General features: G+C 29.7%; 22 protein-coding genes and 1 pseudogene. 10 read left to right on the top strand and 13 right to left on the bottom strand.

What is annotated here, in order from left to right:
* Window positions 1–27 precede the first annotated feature (27 nt).
* From LQ679_RS10765 to LQ679_RS10750, 4 genes are all read right to left on the bottom strand, one after another.
* Entirely contained in the window at window positions 28–1,518 is a 1,491-nt protein-coding gene (locus tag LQ679_RS10765) for a phytoene desaturase family protein (protein ID WP_058611748.1), read from the bottom strand.
* Window positions 1,519–1,992, bottom strand: coding sequence for a glycosyl-4,4'-diaponeurosporenoate acyltransferase CrtO family protein (locus LQ679_RS10760; protein ID WP_037560298.1), 474 nt, complete (start codon window positions 1,990–1,992; stop codon window positions 1,519–1,521).
* A gap of 4 nt (window positions 1,993–1,996) precedes the next feature.
* On the bottom strand, window positions 1,997–2,497 hold the full coding sequence (locus tag LQ679_RS10755; protein WP_025907145.1) for a TspO/MBR family protein: 501 nt from the start codon (window positions 2,495–2,497) through the stop codon (window positions 1,997–1,999).
* 645 nt (window positions 2,498–3,142) lie between these two features.
* Entirely contained in the window at window positions 3,143–4,537 is a 1,395-nt protein-coding gene (locus LQ679_RS10750; protein ID WP_058611747.1) for an NAD(P)H-binding protein, read from the bottom strand.
* Window positions 4,538–5,217: 680 nt separating this feature from the next.
* Here LQ679_RS10750 and LQ679_RS10745 point away from each other — a divergent pair.
* The 4 genes from LQ679_RS10745 (at window position 5,218) to LQ679_RS10730 (ending at window position 7,764) form a co-directional block, all read left to right on the top strand.
* Window positions 5,218–5,532 carry an ArsR/SmtB family transcription factor gene (locus tag LQ679_RS10745; protein ID WP_058611746.1) on the top strand — a complete coding sequence of 105 codons (315 nt, stop codon included), beginning with the start codon at window positions 5,218–5,220 and terminating at the stop codon, window positions 5,530–5,532.
* Entirely contained in the window at window positions 5,532–6,821 is a 1,290-nt protein-coding gene (gene arsB, locus LQ679_RS10740; protein ID WP_058611745.1) for an arsenite efflux transporter membrane subunit ArsB, read from the top strand. Before LQ679_RS10745 ends, arsB begins: the two co-directional genes overlap by 1 nt.
* 17 nt (window positions 6,822–6,838) lie before the next feature.
* Window positions 6,839–7,234 carry an arsenate reductase (thioredoxin) gene (gene arsC, locus LQ679_RS10735; protein ID WP_058611744.1) on the top strand — a complete coding sequence of 132 codons (396 nt, stop codon included), beginning with the start codon at window positions 6,839–6,841 and terminating at the stop codon, window positions 7,232–7,234.
* 236 nt (window positions 7,235–7,470) lie between these two features.
* Complete coding sequence (locus LQ679_RS10730; RefSeq protein ID WP_058611743.1) at window positions 7,471–7,764, top strand: hypothetical protein; 294 nt, start codon at window positions 7,471–7,473, stop codon at window positions 7,762–7,764.
* Between the two features lie 101 nt (window positions 7,765–7,865).
* Here the strand turns inward: LQ679_RS10730 and LQ679_RS10725 are convergent, their stop codons facing one another.
* Window positions 7,866–7,961 carry a type I toxin-antitoxin system Fst family toxin gene (locus tag LQ679_RS10725; RefSeq protein WP_142263508.1) on the bottom strand — a complete coding sequence of 32 codons (96 nt, stop codon included), beginning with the start codon at window positions 7,959–7,961 and terminating at the stop codon, window positions 7,866–7,868.
* 230 nt (window positions 7,962–8,191) lie between these two features.
* On the opposite strand from LQ679_RS10725, the gene LQ679_RS10720 reads away from it, so the two are divergent.
* Complete coding sequence (locus tag LQ679_RS10720; RefSeq protein ID WP_239450741.1) at window positions 8,192–8,467, top strand: helix-turn-helix domain-containing protein; 276 nt, start codon at window positions 8,192–8,194, stop codon at window positions 8,465–8,467.
* Between the two features lie 672 nt (window positions 8,468–9,139).
* Here the strand turns inward: LQ679_RS10720 and LQ679_RS10715 are convergent.
* The 5 genes from LQ679_RS10715 to chrA form a co-directional block, all read right to left on the bottom strand.
* Window positions 9,140–9,574, bottom strand: a complete 435-nt coding sequence (locus LQ679_RS10715; RefSeq protein ID WP_239450740.1) for a hypothetical protein — start codon at window positions 9,572–9,574, stop codon at window positions 9,140–9,142.
* A 251-nt stretch (window positions 9,575–9,825) separates the two neighbouring features.
* Window positions 9,826–10,977 carry a zinc-dependent alcohol dehydrogenase gene (locus tag LQ679_RS10710; RefSeq protein ID WP_058611741.1) on the bottom strand — a complete coding sequence of 384 codons (1,152 nt, stop codon included), beginning with the start codon at window positions 10,975–10,977 and terminating at the stop codon, window positions 9,826–9,828.
* 182 nt (window positions 10,978–11,159) lie between these two features.
* On the bottom strand, window positions 11,160–11,675 hold the full coding sequence (locus LQ679_RS10705; protein ID WP_058611740.1) for a type 1 glutamine amidotransferase domain-containing protein: 516 nt from the start codon (window positions 11,673–11,675) through the stop codon (window positions 11,160–11,162).
* 183 nt (window positions 11,676–11,858) lie between these two features.
* Window positions 11,859–12,896: a 2,3-butanediol dehydrogenase gene (locus LQ679_RS10700; RefSeq protein WP_058611739.1), complete on the bottom strand. Its 1,038-nt coding sequence runs from the start codon at window positions 12,894–12,896 to the stop codon at window positions 11,859–11,861.
* Between the two features lie 110 nt (window positions 12,897–13,006).
* The gene (chrA, locus tag LQ679_RS10695) at window positions 13,007–14,170 is read right to left on the bottom strand and encodes a chromate efflux transporter (protein WP_058611738.1); all 1,164 of its coding nucleotides are present in this window, start codon (window positions 14,168–14,170) and stop codon (window positions 13,007–13,009) included.
* Between the two features lie 367 nt (window positions 14,171–14,537).
* Here chrA and LQ679_RS10690 point away from each other — a divergent pair, with 367 nt between their 5' ends.
* The gene (locus tag LQ679_RS10690) at window positions 14,538–15,077 is read left to right on the top strand and encodes a hypothetical protein (protein WP_058611737.1); all 540 of its coding nucleotides are present in this window, start codon (window positions 14,538–14,540) and stop codon (window positions 15,075–15,077) included.
* Window positions 15,078–15,155: 78 nt separating this feature from the next.
* Window positions 15,156–15,290, top strand: coding sequence for a hypothetical protein (locus tag LQ679_RS14825; protein WP_255307886.1), 135 nt, complete (start codon window positions 15,156–15,158; stop codon window positions 15,288–15,290).
* A 916-nt stretch (window positions 15,291–16,206) separates the two neighbouring features.
* Here LQ679_RS14825 and LQ679_RS10685 read toward each other — a convergent pair.
* The 3 genes from LQ679_RS10685 to LQ679_RS10675 form a co-directional block, all read right to left on the bottom strand.
* Window positions 16,207–16,845 carry a LysE family translocator gene (locus LQ679_RS10685; RefSeq protein ID WP_058611736.1) on the bottom strand — a complete coding sequence of 213 codons (639 nt, stop codon included), beginning with the start codon at window positions 16,843–16,845 and terminating at the stop codon, window positions 16,207–16,209.
* A 186-nt stretch (window positions 16,846–17,031) separates the two neighbouring features.
* Window positions 17,032–17,379: an ArsR/SmtB family transcription factor gene (locus tag LQ679_RS10680; protein ID WP_058611735.1), complete on the bottom strand. Its 348-nt coding sequence runs from the start codon at window positions 17,377–17,379 to the stop codon at window positions 17,032–17,034.
* Between the two features lie 18 nt (window positions 17,380–17,397).
* Window positions 17,398–18,015: a CadD family cadmium resistance transporter gene (locus LQ679_RS10675; protein WP_058611734.1), complete on the bottom strand. Its 618-nt coding sequence runs from the start codon at window positions 18,013–18,015 to the stop codon at window positions 17,398–17,400.
* Between the two features lie 354 nt (window positions 18,016–18,369).
* On the opposite strand from LQ679_RS10675, the gene LQ679_RS10670 reads away from it, so the two are divergent.
* The 3 genes and pseudogenes from LQ679_RS10670 to LQ679_RS10660 form a co-directional block, all read left to right on the top strand.
* The gene (locus LQ679_RS10670) at window positions 18,370–19,206 is read left to right on the top strand and encodes an NAD(P)H-binding protein (RefSeq protein WP_058611733.1); all 837 of its coding nucleotides are present in this window, start codon (window positions 18,370–18,372) and stop codon (window positions 19,204–19,206) included.
* Window positions 19,207–19,243: 37 nt separating this feature from the next.
* Window positions 19,244–19,681 carry a GNAT family N-acetyltransferase gene (locus LQ679_RS10665; protein WP_058611732.1) on the top strand — a complete coding sequence of 146 codons (438 nt, stop codon included), beginning with the start codon at window positions 19,244–19,246 and terminating at the stop codon, window positions 19,679–19,681.
* 287 nt (window positions 19,682–19,968) lie between these two features.
* Window positions 19,969–20,344: pseudogene (locus tag LQ679_RS10660) on the top strand (IS6-like element IS257 family transposase); the annotation flags it as partial.

The raw sequence follows: 20,344 nt of genomic DNA, 5'->3' as shown, positions 1-20,344 counted from the left end.
TGCTATTATATAAAGTATCATTCAGCCTCAACTACTTTCTCCATTAATAATAGCTTCTGCTACTTGCATACCACTCAAAGTGACCATAGGCATACCAGCGCCAGGATTTACAGAACCACCTACAAAGTACAAATTTTTGAAGTACTGACTTTTTTTAGGAAACTTGAAACCTTTATTTTTCTTCCTATTAGAAACTACGCCATATATAGCTCCTTTATTAGAATTGTATGTATTTTCAATGTCATGTGGCGTCCATATATCTTCATATACAATGTGCCTTCTCAAATCTTTTAAGCCCATAGACTCTAATTTATTCAATATACGTTCTCGGAATTGCAGATATTCTGCTTCACTAAATGACTTATTCTGAATGTATGGTATGTGTGGCAATATTTTTATATTCTCGTGTCCTTCTGGCGCCTGTGTCTTATCTGTTTTATTTGTATTCACTACATAAATAGTCGGATCTTCAGGCAAAACATACTGGTGAAAAACTTGATCATAATTAACTTTAGAATTACTTGAAAAGAAAAAGTTATGATGTTGAAGCTCTGGATAACTTTTGTCCACACCAAGATGCATGACATAACCTGAACTAGCTGGCTCAAATTTACGTTCCAATTTGTTTATTTGATTTGCATCAAAATTCAATAAATATTTATAAACAGGGATTACTTCCATATTAGATATAATGTAATCTGCATATATTTCCTCATTATTTTCTATTGTAATCCCTGTCACCTTATTTTGACTATTATAATTGATACGTTTTACAGGGGTGTTAAAATGTATGCCCACACCTAATTTTCTCGCTAATTGTTCCATCGCTTCCGCTAAATTATGAATGCCACCATCTACGTACCACAAACCTTCCTCATGTTGCATTTGAGGTAATAAACTCAATACAGCCGGAGCATCATAAGATGAGGAGCCTACATATTTTATGAAATAACCTAGCATTTCTCTTAAATATGGGTTATCCACCCTTTTATTAATGGCCTGTTGCATTGTATGAAAATAATCGAATTGCTTTAAAGCTGAAAACGTACCATGATAACGAATAATTGCAAACATCGTATCTAATCCCTTATCAAAGTAACTTTTTTCAGCAACTTGATGTATCTTTTGTGCGTAACTAAAAAACGAAGAAAGTTGCTCTATATCTTTATTTGTTAACGATTCATTATTTGTTAATATATCTTCCATGGATTCATATAAATCTAAAATTTGGCCATCTGGATAAACGTTTCTAATCTGTAAACTTAACTTACGAATACTAACATAATCTTCTAGCCTTTCATCACATCGTTGAAATAAGCGTTGAAATACTTTAGGCATGGTTAAAATTGATGGACCGAGATCAAATCCATAGTCATCTATGTCCAACCTATTTACCTTTCCACCGATATGCTTATTTTGTTCATATAAATCCACTTGATAGCCTGCTTGAGCCATACAAATTGCGCTAGCAATCCCTCCCAAGCCACCTCCTATGACAACCACTTTCTTATTTCCCATTTAATCACCTTTTCTTTTTTGTAATTTATTATAAATACGTATTAACTTAGGGCGATTATAGCGCTGAACAATCATACAAGGCACATTAGCTATAATGACATATACGAAATTAATAATTTTAACGCTTTTTGACGCTTTAAAAAACGCAATAACAGGAAATATGGATAGCAAATGAACCATCTCTGCACGTCTAGTTTCTAATATAAATCGCTGTATATCATTCATATTTTTAGATATATCGAAAGTCGCTTTACTACTGATATTAGGGTTAAGATTTTGACCGTCTGGCAAATGATCTTTCCAATATTGCACTTTAACTAATTGTTGCCATAATTGACCCTCTTGTTCAAAATTCCAACTTCGAAAATACTTATTATCCTTTTCTAAGAACTTATAACTAATACGAGTACCAAGTTGAGCTATAATCATTTGAACTATAAACCAATATAGCGCAATATATATAATCTTTTTCATCAATTTAATTCTCAGATTTCTCTGTATAGCTTGGGTTATCTTTATTTAAATACCAATTACCAGCTGTTAAATAAGTAGCAAAAGCGCTCCAAAGCATATATGGAACTAGTAAAATGCCAGCAACTTTTTTTACATTGAAAAATTTCACAGTTGTTGTAACTACTGCGCCCAGTAATACAACACTCTCTATCAACGCACTAAAGCGTAATTTATATTTGAAGTATAATATCGACCATAGATAATTCAGGCTTAATTGCGTGTAATAAGCACCTTTTAAATCCTTACTAGTAGATTTATTAGTCACTAATGCATAAGCTACGCCCATCGTTGTATAAAATATTGGCCACACAATTGGAAAGACATAGCCGGGGGGTGAAAAAGGTGGTCTAACATTATTTTTATAATCTTTTCTCGCGTTTTTCACTGCAAATTTACCTATAAATTTACCACCGATAATTGGTGTTATCACTTTTATGATTGTTTTTATTGTTTCAATTACATTCATATTTATTCTCCTTTTTTAGAGTAACTTGCTTTTATCTCTAGAGGTTGCACATCTCTATTAGTCATGTTATTAATCTATCAAAAACATTTTCAATATATATAATTTAAAGTCTATTTCCATTTAAATATTAATATAGTATTTCATGTAAAAATAGGCTGATTTTATTTAAATTTATCTTTTTTTGATATATAATATAGTTAGGTTGAATGTTTGATATCTGTTATCTATTCAACACATATTTAGAAAATCCTTTTCACCTCACTGATTAGTGGGGTGTTATTTTATTGAAAACTGTTTTTTAAATTAAAACACTTTAAATAGATTTTTTATATTAAAGTCCGCTAAATAAATAATTTTCATTTATTTAGTTTTATAAAAAGCGAGCAAGGAATTAATCCTTCAACTCGCTTTCACTTATTATGACAAGAGCTCTAGTCTCTTAATCCTATATTACCTTTTAATAACAACTTTAAACATAGTATTAGCTTAATTTTTTTTATATTTGATCAAAACGTAAGATATTATTCCGCATATAGTCCAATAAAATTTTAAAAATTGTTTTATAAAAAACCTTAAAATTTTTAAGAATGTAATATAGATTTTCATGTATATACCCCCTTGAATATTCACTATGATTCAAAGATATTAAATCTTATCTAAATTCAATTTATTAACTTTATATTCTATTGATTTTAGATGTATATTGTATAAAGTCATAACGTATAAGTGTATTCTTGCTTGCGTTAGTTTATAAATAATCCATGGAAGTGTAGGTTCATATTCATGAATAGCTACTATACATTCATTTTTATTTAGTACTCTACGAAACTCCATTCTCGCTCTACCTTTATTTTTATTTTTTGAAAATCCTCCCCCAGTTATATAGAGAAGTTGCCTATTTACATCTGAACGGGAGTCCGACTTTTCTAATATTAATATAGGGTTCTTTATAGGAAAAAGTGAAATCATGTATCTACCGTTAATGTATTTAGTAGAGATTATTTTATTATTAAGATTATTTAACCATTCCATATAATCATTTGCTATATCTTCTATAGTCATATGAGTAGGTATTCGAAACCTTTGAACAGATTTCACATTTTTTATCGTTTTACTTTTGTTTTTCTTTTTCTTACTCGATGATTCATTTTTTAATGCTAATTTAACACTTTCTTTAAATGTAGTTTTCCCATCGGATATTCCTTCTATATAATTTTTATTATCCATTCTCATATTATGAACTAAACTGTCCATAAGAGGATACACAATTTCTTTCTTTTCACCGCTAATAAGTCTTATCCAGTATTTAGAGAGAATCAAAGGTATAATCGGCAAATTAAACATTGGCATTTTTTTATTTAAAACACTAGCCGTTTGCTTAAATAAATCCTTATATGTCAACTCATCTGGACCACCAACATCAATTGATTCATTTAGTTTAGGCCTTCTTGATACGACTTTAGTAATTGAATTTATGACATCATCAATATAGATAGGATGTGTAATATTATTTGCCCATTTAGGTAACAACAATAATGGTAATCGTTGTGTCAATTTTTTTAAAATTGGATATGAAGAGCCGTTCGATCCAACTATTAAACCTGCTCTAAGTGTACTGACTGGCACTCCATATGAACCAAGTACTTTTTCACATTCTAATCGACTCTCTAAATGTCGAGAAAGATTATCCTCTTTTGGTATTAGACCACTCATATAAATAATGTGCTTAACACCTTCTTTTTTAGCAGCTCTTCCAAAATTATCAGCTAATAAAAAATCCATATCTTCAAATTTAGCTTGTGTAAGCTTAGAATTCGGCATCATTGAATGGACTAAGTAAATAGCAATATCAATATCTTTCATAACATTTTCAACATCAATTAATGAAAATATATCTGCTTTCTTCCAAGTTACATTCTTCTCATCTACTTTATTTTCTATATTTCTTGAAATAGCAATTATTTCATTTTCAACTTTTAATTTTTTCATCAAATTACTTCCAATGTATCCAGAAGCACCTGTTAATAATATACGCGCCATAACATTCATTCCTTTCAACTTTTAAATGATAGTTCTTACTTTAAATAGTTTGGGTTATTCTTATTAAATCATTGATTTTCTACATATTTATTTTTTTTCTCTTTTTCATACTATAGAGTAAATACCCTTTTTAAATATTCGCTAACAAATATTTAGGTAATAGCATTTAAGCTTATAAATTAATTAAAACGATTCCATTTTTTAACTTAATGTCAGTTTCAGCTTTACTCAAACAAATAAAATTTATAATGATTCGTTAGAGCTAAAAGATTTTCACTATTACTGCACATAGTGATTGGAATAGTATCTAATTTAATCATTATTTTTTAAATTAACTTTATAATACCTGAGATATATTATGCTTATCATTAACTAACTTTATGCGTTTTTTCTAATTTTAAATAATTATATTATTTTATTTTTTTATAATAAATTTATTGTGTATCTATTTGTGTTCAGCCATATCTTCGGATACAAGATTTTCTTGAATATATTATGGAACTCTTTTTATATTTCTTTAGTTATCTCATTTTTCTAATAGATATATACAATGGTTTTGTTAATCAAGTTGTGGTGCGGCATATTTTCTGATTTTCAAACTCTATTTAGCCACTAGAATATATTACATAGACAAAAGTCAATATAGATGATAGTCTATGTAATGTCTAGGAGGTATATTTATGTCTTATAAAGAACTATCATCAATATTCAAAATTTTCTCTGATCCAAGTAGATTGGAAATACTAGATTTATTATCTTGTGGTGAGTTATGTGCTTGTGAGTTGTTAGAACACTTTCAATTCTCACAACCTACCCTCAGTCATCACATGAAGTCATTAATAGATAACAATTTAGTTACTACTCGAAAAAATGGTAATAAACACATGTATCAACTTAATCACGCTATTTTAGATGATATTACTCAAAATTTAAAAGTTATTAATACATCTAATCAACGTTGCCTGTGTAAAAGTATGAAATCAGGTGAATGTTAATGACAATTTTTGCTATTGCTATTTTTCTTTTAACTTTAACCTTTGTAATTTGGCAACCAAAAGGTTTAGATATTGGTATTACAGCTTTAATTGGAGCTGTCGTTGCGATTATTACAGGAGTCGTAAGTTTTTCAGATGTAATAGAAGTAACAGGCATTGTTTGGAATGCTACTTTAACCTTTGTAGCTGTTATTCTTATTTCATTAATATTAGATGAAATTGGATTTTTTGAATGGTCCGCGATACATATGGTCAAAGCGTCAAACGGTAACGGCTTAAAAATGTTTGTTTTTATTATGTTATTAGGGTCAGTTGTAGCAGCATTTTTCGCAAATGATGGGGCTGCTTTAATCTTAACGCCTATTGTATTAGCGATGGTAAGGAATCTAGGATTTAACAAAAAAGTGATTTTTCCTTTTATAATTGCCAGTGGTTTCATCGCTGATACGACATCACTACCTTTAATTGTAAGTAACTTAGTGAATATTGTTTCTGCAGATTACTTTAATATTGGATTTATTGAATATTTTAGTCGAATGATTATACCTAATATATTCTCTCTAATTGCCAGTATTCTCGTCTTATGGGTATATTTCAGAACATCCATACCTAAAACGTTCGATACAGAAAATCTATCAGATCCTAAAAGTGCAATTAAAGATCCTAAATTATTTAAGATTTCTTGGGTAGTATTAGCCGTACTACTCGTTGGATATCTTGTTAGTGAGTTTATCCAAATTCCTGTATCAATTATTGCTGGTATTATCGCTTTTATCTTTGTAATATTAGCTCGTAAATCTAAAGCAGTTCATACAAAACAAGTCATTAAAGGAGCACCATGGAATATTGTTGTATTCTCTATTGGTATGTACCTTGTTGTGTTTGGACTAAAAAATGTAGGTATTACAACGATTCTTGGGGATATCCTAACAAATATTTCAAGTTATGGGTTGTTCAGCAGTATTATGGGTATGGGCTTTATAGCTGCTTTCTTATCTTCAATCATGAACAACATGCCAACTGTTTTAATAGATGCAATAGCGATTGGTCAATCCAATGCTACAGGTATATTAAAAGAAGGTATGATTTATGCGAATGTCATAGGTTCTGATTTAGGACCTAAAATAACACCGATTGGTTCTTTAGCAACATTATTGTGGCTACATGTCTTAACACAAAAAGGTGTGAAGATTTCGTGGGGAACATACTTTAAAACTGGAATTATCATTACTATTCCAGTCCTATTTGTAACACTCTTAGGTTTATACCTTACACTACTCATATTTTAAGAAAAGAGGCTTTAATTATGGATAAGAAAACAATTTATTTTATATGTACAGGAAACTCTTGTCGTAGCCAAATGGCTGAAGGTTGGGGAAAGGAAATATTGGGTGAAGATTGGAATGTCTATTCTGCTGGTATTGAAACGCATGGTGTTAATCCTAAAGCAATAGAAGCTATGAAAGAAGTAGATATTGATATATCAAACCATACGTCAGACTTGATTGATAATAATATTTTAAAACAATCAGAATTGGTCGTAACGTTATGTAGTGATGCAGACGATAATTGTCCTATTTTACCACCAAACGTTAAAAAAGAGCATTGGGGTTTTGAGGATCCAGCAGGTAAAGAATGGTCAGAATTTCAACGTGTTAGAGACGAGATTAAATTAGCTATAGAAAAGTTTAAATTGAGATAATAATAAACACCCCTTATTAACTAAATAAGGGGTGTTTTGCCATTTAAAAAACAAAATTTGTGCCATATAACTCCAAAAATGACAGCCGAACAAAAACTTACAGGTGAGGAAATCGCAAAAAAACAGGTGTTAGTCGTTCAACTGTTTATCGTACTTTAACAAATGATTGAAATTTTAAAATTACTTAATGTATAAAGGAAAGAAATACTAATTGTATATAATATTTTTTATAGGTAATGGATTTTTATTCATACGATCAGAATAATAACCTTTTACTAAAAAACACTCTTTTTAATGAAATAAAAAGAGATGTCAAATTATGGTCTGACTTTGAGGATTTTCATAATACTTTCTTAGATTATTTGGAAGATGAGAGTCAGAAATATGAGGGTGATGGAAATCAAGTGAATCCATCTTTAAAAAATACTATGTATGACTTTTATAATAATATAGATGAAGGAAATGAGAAAACCACGGAAGCTAAAATCTTCAATATTTATTTCATTATTTTGCATTTTTCTTCATTATAATGTTATACTCTATTTAACAAGAGTTTCGTGCATATATGCACCAATCCCCTCACTACTCGCAATAGTGAGGGGATTTTTGCGTTGGCTAGTCGTCGCCTATTTTACTTATCATCTCGATTGCTTAACCAATGCGCAAAAAGAGTGACGATACAACCACCGATGACTGTGGTCATGATGTGAACAAGAGTTTCGAACATTAATATGCACCTCCCCCTCTACGTCAATTGACGCCTGAGAGATAGGCGACTTTATAATTATATCATCCTGTGATATATCTAAAAACTAATTCTTCATCATTTCACTCTATAAAAATTTCCTTCAATATAATGTCATGTGGGATTTCTAAGAAGGTGAATTTAATCATAGGTTAGCAGAGTTAGCTAATAATCAAAAATTCACCTCAACTATTCAATCTATATTATTTAAATTGATACCTAGTGGCAATTTCAAACTAGAGGACATCGCTAAAAATATCGGTATTAGTACTAGAACAATTCTAAGAAATCTATCTGCTGAAAGTACAACATATAAACAACAATTGCAGGAAGTTCAAAAATTAATGGCTATTAATTATATTAAAAATTATCATATAGAAATTGATGAGGTAGCCTATTTGATTGGTTATTCAGAAACTAGTTCATTTTTACGTGCTTTTAAAAAATGGACAGGGCAAACTATTACCCAATTCAAAGAAAATTATTAAAATCATTTTAAGGCCTTAAACAATCTTACAAAGAGAACTCATTGATAAAATTTTTTCATTGTAAATGAGGATGTTTCACAGGGTTCCAAAATGCGTAAAATATAATAAAATTGACTTTTTAATTGTAATTGTTTTATTTGAACACATTGTTCTTCATAGAATAACAAGATTATATTTTTTATTCATTTGTATCAAACCTAACAGACTAAACTTCCAGTATATATGTATAATTGCATATACCATAATTTTAATTATTTTTATGGTTATATAGCACTATAAATATTGGTATAACAAGGCAGTATAGAACAATAACAAACGTCATGTCATTATGCCAATCTTTTTTTAATATTTAATGATTAGCACATCACATAAACATAGAAGAGAATAGAACGTTCTTTTTATTAGCCTTTGATGTTAAACACCCTAATTTAGAAAGAAACGTTAAATGACCTTTAAAAGACCATTTACGCCACTAATTGAATTTATGGTTAATTCAAGTCATTAGTTTTTTCTTTCAAAAGTCATTTCATCGCTTAATTCAGTTGTGATAGACGCTTTGTCTCCATCAGTTTTTAATACATCTTCTTCTGATGGTGAATCTTCATCAAACAATCATCTTTAAACATATTTAAGAAGTATATATAAACGCTCTTTATATGATCGTTTATATATCTAGAAATGGATTTTCTTTATTTTGTACTGTTTTTTTGCTTGCTCTGTAAAATGAAATTCTTCTAAACCATTGACTAATGAATTATAGTAATAGCCTAACAGTGCTTGAACTGATTCTCGTTTTTTCTGCATTTCTCGATTGACAGTTATTAAGATATCAATAATTTTTTTCGATAAGTAGGGGTTTTCTTCGAACATAAAGAATAAGCCATCACCACGTCTATTAGCTGCTTCTCTTTTAGCTTGCATAATTTTATTTATAATACTTATGCTATCAGTTAATATATATCTACTTTTAATGAATTCTTGTAAGTCTTTAGGTAAGGGTTTTAATAAATGAGATTGTTCATCAATTAAATAATGATCATTTTCATGGTTTGAATGGAGTGAAAGGTCATTTATTTCAGACATACTATCTATATTATTACCACTCATTCCATTCATGTCATTAATATCAGTATCTCTAAAGTCAGTATCATTAAAATCAATATCAGATAAAGTTTTAAATGAGTTTTTAGAGAAAAATAATTATTAGTAGAGATGATAGATTATTTAATAATTAATAAAAAAATAAAAGGGGCATCATAAGAACAAAGTGTTCATGATACTCCTTTTTTTAATGAGATAAACTATCTCCTCTAACAATATCCAATAATTTAATAGTCGAGAACAAAAGTTTTTATAGTCTATTCTGGTTTAAATACAACCTTGATGTTGTTATCCTTCTTCTGATCAAATACTTTGTAAGCTTCGTCTGCCTCTTCAAGTGGGAAAGTATGTGTAATAATTTCTGTAGGATCAAATACTTCATCTTTAATCATCTCGTAAAGTTTAGGCATTAGATGAATAACAGGAGCCTGTCCACTTGTTACTGTAATATCACGGTTAAATATTAAATCTATAGGGAAATTATCAGCAGGTGATCCATATATACCGGTAAGCTGTATTGTCCCAAACTTTCTTACTGATTCAGTAGCAGTAAGTATAGGACTTATTGTTCCACGTTGTTGAGAATGCTCAGATAGCTCTTGTTCTGGACTCGATTGCTGTCCATCCATTCCTACACAATCAATAACAACATCTGCGCCACCTCGCGTTTTTTCTTTAAGAAGTTTACCTATTTCTTGTTCTTCATCAAAGTTATACACTTCAGCACCATTGTACTTTTTAGCGTGATTGAGACGATGCTGTACATTGTCAATCGCAATCACTCTCTCTGCACCTTTTAGTTTTGCAAACTTCTGCGCCATTAAACCGATAGGACCACAACCTAATACAATAACTGTATCTCCGGTTTTAACGCCTGAGTGTTCTACACTCCAGTAAGCAGTAGGTACAACGTCTGATAAGAATAAAACTTGCTCATCTTTTAGATTGTTATCGGGAACCTTAAACGAAGAAAAGTCAGCATGAGGTACTCTTAAGTATTCTGCCTGTCCGCCCCAGTGATTACCATGAAGATTACCAAAACCGAATAGTCCACCATTATCTAACTTCCAGTTCGCTGGTGTTTCATTAGAATTGTCACACTGAGATTCCATGTCGTTATTGCAGTAGAAACAATCCCCGCACCCAATATTAAAAGGTATTACCACACGATCTCCTTTCTTTAGTTTTTTTACATCTTTTCCTATCTCTTCAACAATACCCATCGGTTCATGTCCAATGACAAAACCAGGTTCCATGAATAAATCACCTTGATGATATAAATGTAAATCTGAACCACAAATCCCAGATGCTGTTATCTTTATAATTGCATCAGTTGATTCAATAATCTTAGCATCTTCAACTTTTTCCATCTTCATCTTCTTATGTCCTTGATAAGTGACTGCTTTCATAAAATAACACTCCATTCTAAATATTATTTACAAGCATGCTAAACTATACCTCTTACCTTACCTTATAAACATAAACCTTTATAGAATTAATCATCTTACTAAGAATATCTTCATTTGTGTTAATGATGACTATTTTATATAAAACTAAAGAGAAGACTGATAGTCTCCTCTTTTAAAAATGATTATTTTAATAAATTTACAGATTCACGGTTAAAGTCTTCTAAATCATCAGGTGTACGTGAAGTGACGATATTATCAGAAACTACAACTGATTCATCTACTACTGTTGCACCAGCGTTTTCTAAATCTTTACGAACTGATAAGAAACTTGTTAATTTTTTACCTTTTAATAAGTCTGTATCGATTAATAGCTGTGGTCCATGACAAATCGCAAATACAGGCTTTTCATTTTGAACGAAATGTTTTGTGAATTCTCCAAAACGACCTTCTTCATCTCCACGTAACATATCTGGTGAGAATCCCCCTGGGATAAGTAATGCGTCAAAATCTTCAGGTTTTATATCGCTAATCGCTCTATCTACTGTTACTTCAGTATCTTCAGATTTACCTTTTACTGTACCTGTTTCTTTTCCTATTACAGTAATGTCATGTCCTTCGTTTTTTAAAGCCTCAACTGGACTTGTATATTCAACGTCTTCAAAATAATTATCTAGTACAACAGCAATTTTTTTTGCCATAAATAAATTCCTCCTAAAGTTATCAATAGTAATATATACCCACTCCATAATCATTAAAACATATAAAGCTCCTAACAGTCTTATTTCAGGATTGAGAGATTGCTAAACACGTAGTAGTCAGTTGATCTATTATATATATTGATAAAAGTAGGGTAGTAAACTCATTTGTTGTTATAACCTATATTATAATTTAACAAGAATTTTGGATTGTGATTTATCGTTTACAAGTTGTTCAAACCCTGATTCTACAATATCATTTAACTCAATTTCATCAGTGATGACATCTTTTACTTTTAAATTACCTTCATTAATCAAATCTATCGTTTGTTGAAATGTAGTAGGTGTATAAGCAATTGTTGAAGTAAGTTTTACACCTGTATTCGTTAATTGCATTGGGTTCCATTCAATAGGATGTCCGAATATAGAAACTATAACAACAATACCTCTTGCTTTAGTAACGTCTATTGCTGATTTAAGTGTTTGGGCTACACCAGCTATCTCAAATGATACATCAACGCCGTTATCAGTGTATTTACTAATAATATCACTTGGATCTGATTCACGAGAATTTATAGTATGAGTGGCGCCTACTGCTTTAGCTTTATTAAGTCGTTCTTCTGATAAATCGAAAACAAATATTTTGCTAGCACCAGCTGCTTTGGCTGCTATTATTGTTAATAAACCAATTGGTCCTGCACCAAAAATAGCAACAGTATCGCCAAATAGAACTTCCCCTTCTTTAATTGCTTGAACTGCAACAGCTGTTGGTTCTACGAGAGCACCTTCTTTATCTGAAACATTATCAGGTAATTCATAAACATTCTCTTCTGGGACATTTGTGAATTCTGCAAATCCACCATCAGAACCTAAGCCTATAAATGAATAACCATCATAAAGGTCAATATTTTCTTCTTTTTCATGATTTGAAACTGTAGGGTTAATGACAACACGATCGCCTTTATTAAATTTTGTAACTTTAGAACCAATATCATCTACTATGCCTGCAAATTCGTGTCCTAATGTAACAGGCGCTTTTTGTCCAAGGAACGGGTCTGGCTTATCTGTTGAAATAAATATAGGACCTTCTAAGTATTCATGTAAATCTGTACCACAAATTCCAGCCCAAGCTACTTTAACTTTGACTTCATTGTCTTTTAAATCTTTAGATTTTCGCTCTTCAACTCGTACATCTTTCTTACCATACCAAACTGCTGCTCTCATTAATAAAACCTCCTTAGTTAATCTAATTTAATAGTATGCTCTTTTAAAGTGGGTTTCAAATAAACTATCCTTTTAATACTGTACTTCTAAATTATTTTATTTAATTTAGATTAATAAAATAGAACACCTAAAATAATACCTATTAAAACGATAGACCAAGAGGGAAATTTAAAATACATTAATAATACAAACAATAGACTACCTAAAGCAAAATCTAATTCTGAATTAATCGTTGACGTCCAAATAGGATTATAAAAAGCAGCAATAAGAATGCCGACTACGCCCGAACTTATACCTTTTAAAAAGCCTTCAGCATATATATTAGACTTAATATTATCCCAGAATGGCAAAATTCCAAATAGCAAAAGAAACGCAGGTAGAAAAATAGCGATAGTTGCCAAAATCCCCCCTGAAATTCCTTCTATTGACATACCAATATATGAAGCAAACGTAAATAATGGACCGGGTACAGCTTGAGCAGCAGCATAACCTGTTAGGAAGTTATCGGGTGATATTAAACCTGATGGTACAAACTCATTTTTCAATAAAGGTAAGACAACATGTCCTCCCCCAAAAACTAAAGAACCCGATCTATAAAAACTATCAAACATTTTTAACCATAGATTATTGGTTATTGAACTAGCTATAGGTAATATAGTTAAGAGTAAAAAGAATAGCGATAAAGAAACTAAACCTAATTTTTTAGGTAAGTTAAATGTTTTGTTTTTTATTTTATTTCTAGATGTTGCATCTTTTCTTAGAAATATAAGACCATATACACCAGTTATTAATAGTGCAATAACTTGTATATAAAGATTATTTATTACTAATGCTAATATAAGTACAAATAATGCCAATGTAATAGTGGTTTTAGTATTTGTTAATTTTTTACCCATACCAATAATGGCTTGAGCTACAATGGCAACAGCTACTAGTTTTAAGCCTTGTATCCAAGTGAAATTCGCATCACTATTTGTAAATAGCATTGAAAATATCATTAGCATAATTACAGAAGGAAGAGTAAATCCTATAAATGAGATAATACCTCCTATGATTCCTCCTCTCATAGTTCCAATACCAATGCCTACTTGGCTACTTGCAGGACCAGGTAAAAACTGGCATAGTGCTACCAAATCAGAGTACTCTTTTTCATCAAGCCACTTTCTTTTCTTCACATACTCATCATAAAAATAACCTAAATGGGCAGTAGGTCCACCGAATGATAATAAACCAAGTTTTAATGCTACCAAAAAAATGTTTGTATATTTATTCATAAAGGGCTCCTTATATTTCGTTTGTTAACTCTTTTAATTTTCCATTTTTAGTTTTAATCATACATTTGTGTAAATTCTTTATGTGTGCTACAGAAAAACTAGTTAGATAATCTTCATTAATTTTACTCTCCCTTGTCTTCTAAATTATTAAGATAACGGTATATTGAGTGGTTTGGCTTATCACTTAAATATATTTAGAGACATTTAAATCATAATAATTATTGATGATTTTCTAATTTATAACTTTATTTTTAAAACCTGAATTACTAAAATGATAATGCAATTATACATCATTTATTTTATATTATTAACTATAGCTTGTATTATATAGATAGAGTAGAAATAAGTTATTATAAGGAGGAATTTAATGTTAAATATTTTACAAGCAATTGGTTCAATTGGAACATTTATTATGGCGATTTTATATTTCGTTTCAGTAATGATACAAATAAGACAAATCAAGATTTCTTTTATACCATTCTTGACTTTTGATCAGATTATTATTGAACAAACTCAACGTTTGAAATTGAAGAATTTAACTGAATCTGATACTGACTATGTAAATACTGCTTTTAAACTACAAAATTTAGGTGGTGGGACTGCTAAAAATATTGATATAAAAGTTTATTTAGATGAAAATGAAAATGAAATTTTACAAGAAAAACATATAAATATTTTGCCTAGTAATAAATTTTATTTAATGCCTATTAATAAAAAGGCGTTTGAAGAGTTTGAAGATACAATTAAAAATAATGGGTATACAACTAATATGTATATAAATATAAAATATTTTAGCCAAATCTCTAAAAAGCAAAATAGTATCACATATAGAGTAAATATTGAGGAGTTTGTTAATTTAGATGATAAAGATTTGTATGAAATGACATTTGAGACTTTTAATTCATAAACCATAGTGAATTTCAAACGATAAGTATTTAATATTTCTGCAAAAACGAGTGAAATATCATACTAAGGAGAACAAATCATGAAAATTAGTAAACCACTTCAAGAAACAGGTTGGACTGAAGATGAGATTCATAAAAGACTAGATTCTATTATTGAAGAAGATAATGTCGATGTGACAGAGATTGAAGATATAGACGAAATAATAGAGGAATAAAAAAGCCCCATAACGGGGCTTTTTTTATTAAAACATAATTGGAAAAATGATAGTACATAATCTAACATCTAGTATTCATTTAAAAGTTTTTTTCATACAAAAACCACTCTAGTTATTAGGAAGAGATCTAGAGTGGTAAAGCGAAATAGATCATTTAACTACAAGGAAAGATAAATTGGATGTTAAGCCCTTCCTTGTATAACCAAACTACCAAACAATTCTAAATATAGCAATATAAAATTGAAAAACTTACCCTATCATTAAAAATGATAGGGTAAGTTAATGGATTATTGTATATGAAAATTAAGTACATAAAATGTACTCATATATAGTAATACTACATCATTATATATTAATCAATAAAAAAACCTCCACATCATGGCATTGTGTAGAGGTTAAGTGTTTTAGGGTAACACAGTTTCATCTAACTACTATATCATTTCTTTATCCTATAAACAATAACACCTCACTAATTAGTGAGGTGAAAAAGGTATTACCAAATATGAGTTTAAATCTAAAACAGAGATATAGGTTTAAACTATATTAAGTATATCACTTTGGACACTCTAATCAAAATAAAAATCTACTCAAATAATCGAGTAGATTCTCCGCATAATTGTGTTTAATATGTCTACATACACATTAACATATAAATTCTTTTAAATATATACTCCGCTAGTAATGAACATGTTTCTAAAATCATTGAACTTTGTCATTTATTAAACAAACACACCCCACATTAGTGAGGTGTATGATAGAGACTTATTTATAATTTGATTAAATCAGGGGAAGTAACCAAATCTAATAAGATTATAGCATAATTTATAATGAAAAATAACTCTACCTAAATTACTTCTATATATTGTTCATTATGTTTGATTATCAAGGAGAAACTCGTTTCAAAATCACAAAAAAATTAGCTTTTTTCTAAAGCTAAAAATAGACCTAATATTACCAAAATAGCACCACTAATTTTTTGCTGTAAAAGCATAGCAATTTTACTTTTAGCAAAATAACTAATTATCGAACTCGCTAAGAAAGATAAAATAAGATCAAATATAAATCCTGAAAAGGCAAAGCAAAAACCTAAAAATACAAATTGAATAAAGATATTACCTGTATTTTCATTAACAAATTGAGGTAAAAACGTTAAAAAGAACAATGCAACTTTTGGATTGAAAACATTTGTAATAGCTCCCTGTATAAACGCTGATTTACCAGATACAGGTACTTGTTCAATATTAGTATCAAAAAAACTTTTCTCTCTAAAACTCTTAACACCTAAATAAATAAGATAAACAGCCCCAATATATTTAACGATTTGAAATGCTAACGATGAAGCCATCAAAATAGAAGATATACCCAAAGCAGCTAAAAAGATATGAAACATTACGCCTAGTAGTATCCCTAAAGTTGTTAAAAATCCTAATCTCCTACCTCCTGAAATACTCCTACTTAAAATAAAAAACATATCTGGACCAGGAGCTATAATAATAATTACAACAGCAATCATAAATGCTGAAAATTGTGCTAATTCAATACCTAAAAATTCCACAATAACACTCCTTAAATTTATTACTTTATTCCAATTGCTTTATTGACATTGAGCCTCGGAACCCTTAACTTCAATAAATTTTCTCGGTATAAATACGTGATCTATTTATTTTTCTTTTCTCCAAAATAGTAAGATAAAAACTACAACAAAAATCCCGATCCACATCAAGACAAGAAGGAACTCGTTTCAAAAACCCTCCTGATTTTTAGAGAAAAACTCTCTTATTTCATCGTCTTTAATAAAATAATATGCCATCTTTCCATCTTTATAAAAATCAAGTACGTCATTTTTATATAAAAGCCTTAAATGATGTGAAGTTGAAGCAACACTCATTTTCAATATCAAAGAAATATCGCAAACACACAACTCATCTTCTTTAATCAAAGATAATATGATTTTCAATTTCTTCTCATCACAAATTTTTTCTAAAATGGTAAGTAATTTCTTAGATTTATCATCTTCTAAAAAATTTAAAGCATTGTTAACTTTATCCTCATGTACACAGATCACATCACAAGTATTTTCATAACTCATATAAAATCACACCCTAAATTAAAATATAAAACCTAAAATTGTTTGAATAGTATCATTTTCAATAATAATAAATAAACCTAAAGCTATATAAATAACAGCCATAATCCAACGACTAAATTTCTCAACAATTTCCCCAACTCCTGGAATATTAGCTAATTTTTGTGCGGTAAATACTAAGAAGAAAATTAAAATTAAAAAGACAAACAAAGTAATTAATAAATTAGCAACACTTAATGTCAAAAAATACGGAACAAATAAACCAATATTATCAGCACCACAACTTGCTATCGTTACTATAGCAACAATACCAATTAATTTTGATAGCCCCTTCTCATTTAATTCTTTTTTAGCTCTTTTTTCTCCTTCACAATCATCATAAATTGCTACTTTAATACCTAAATAAATCGGTATTAATCCTAATAATCCTAATATCCATTTTTCAGGAACATAATTTAATACATAAGCTAAAAACAAACTAACTAATATTAAAATAATAGAACCCAAATACTGACCAATATAAATATCTCGATATTCTTTCCTAGTCTTTGCTCTAGCAAAAAATATTAATAAAATCACTAATAAATCTACTGCAGTGGCAATATAAAGAATAGCAGCAGTTACAATAGTCTTAATCACAATTACACCTCATTCAAAAATATTTTTGAATATATTGTAACTTATATTTTCAAATAATTATAGATGCTTTATTGACGTTGAGCCTCGGAACCCTTAACAATCCCAAAACTTGTCGAATGGTCGGCTTAATAGCTCACGTTATGCCGACATTCGTCTACAAGTTTAGTTAAGGGTTATTCTCAACTTCAATAAATTTTCTCGGCATAAATGCATGTTCTTTCTTTGTCTGCTCTGTAGATCTAATATAAATGTCTATTGCCACTAATCATAATCAAAAACCCAAGCAAAACGTTTTGATTTTTAAAGAAAACGAGTAAATTAATAGAATAAGTAATAAAAAAAGGAGAAGATAAAATGAAATATTTAATAACAAGCGCAACTGGAGATTTAGCAAATATAGCGACAAAAGAACTTGTTGAAATAGTAGGAGTAGACAATGTATCCGTTACTGTTCGTTCCCTTGATAAAGCACAATCTTTAGTTGATTTAGGAGTAGAAATACGACAAGCAGATTATTTTAATTTAGAATCATTGATTAAAGCTTTTGAAGGCATTGATAAAGTTTTATTTATATCTTCTGGAAATTTAGAAAGACGACAAGAACAACATGAAAATGTAGTAAAAGCATTAAAAGAATCAAACGTAAGTTTTGTTGCTTATACTTCAGCACCTAATGCAACAGAATCTGAATCTATAATCGCTCCTGACCACAAACTAACAGAAACATTAATTTCAGAATCTGGTATCAAACACGCATTTTTAAGAAACAACTGGTATCTTGAAAACGAATTTCTTTTATTAGAAGCTGCAAAAAAAGGAGAAGACTTCAAACATTCAGCTGGTAATGGAAAAGTAGGATGGGCTCTTAAAAAAGATTATGCAATTGCAGCTGCACGTATAATATCAGAATTAGCACCTAAGCAAGAAATATATGAATTAGGTGGTACACCTATTACCTATGAAGAATTAGGAAAAATATTAGATTTAAATATTAATCTGATAAATGTAAACGAAAAGGAAAACAAAAAAATCTTAGAAGAATCTAATCTACCTAGTGACCTTATCGATTTTACTTTAGCTATACAAAAAGACATAAAAGAAAATCATTTAAATTTATATAGCAATGACTTAGAAAAGGTACTTAATCAAAAACAAACACCATTACAAGAAATACTAGATAAAAAACAGTAATAACAGAAAATATATACAATCAAAAAGAGGGATGTATATGAAATTTAGAAGTATTCAAAATAAAGACTATACTGCTTGTGCTAAAAATTTAGTTTCAGCTTATGAGGGAGATCCATGGTATAACAAATGGACTGAAAAAGAAGCATTACTTAGAATTGAAGCCACAATGAGCGGATTTAATTCTAAAGGATATGTAATCGAAGAAAATAATAAAGTAATCGCAATGTGTATCGGCAGAATAGATTATTATTTCAGTGGCATGAACCAATTTTGTATAGATGAATTTCATGTTATACCTGAATATCAAAAAAATGACGTAGGTAAAAAATTAATGAATTCTGTCTCTGCTTCACTCAAACTTGATGAAATATATAAAATTTTTCTAATTACAGGTGGAGAACTAGCAGAAAATTTTTATCAAAAAAACGGCTTCATGAAATCAGAAGAAGGAAGCATGTTGGAACTCCAACTGTAGAATTATGACTAAAAAATAAAAAAGTTGCTTTATTCCAATTGCTTTATTGACGTTGAGCCTCGGAACCCTTAACAATCCCAAAACTTGTCGAATGGTCGGCTTAATAGCTCACGCTATTCCGACATTCGTCTCCAAGTTTAGTTAAGAGTTCTTTTCAACTTCAATAAATTTTCTCGGCATAAATGCGTGATTTAACTTTTGTCATAACGTTTAGCAAAACATAATACAAAAGGTTCTGTTGCAAAGTTGAATTTATAGTATAATTTTAACAAAAAGGAGTCTTCTGTATGAACTATTTCAGATATAAACAATTTAACAAGGATGTTATCACTGTAGCCGTTGGCTACTATCTAAGATATGCATTGAGTTATCGTGATATATCTGAAATATTAAGGGAACGTGGTGTAAACGTTCATCATTCAACGGTCTACCGTTGGGTTCAAGAATATGCCCCAATTTTATATCAAATTTGGAAGAAAAAGCATAAAAAAGCTTATTACAAATGGCGTATTGATGAGACGTACATCAAAATAAAAGGAAAATGGAGTTATTTATATCGTGCCATTGATGCGGAGGGACATACATTAGATATTTGGTTGCGTAAGCAACGAGATAATCATTCAGCATATGCGTTTATCAAACGTCTCATTAAACAATTTGGTA

Source organism: Mammaliicoccus sp. I-M35, from assembly GCF_022386455.1.
GTDB classification, from domain to species: Bacteria; Bacillota; Bacilli; order Staphylococcales; family Staphylococcaceae; genus Mammaliicoccus; species Mammaliicoccus sciuri_A.
The sequence above is the reverse complement of the archived record's forward strand: the minus strand, read 5'-3'. Positions and strand labels throughout refer to the sequence as shown.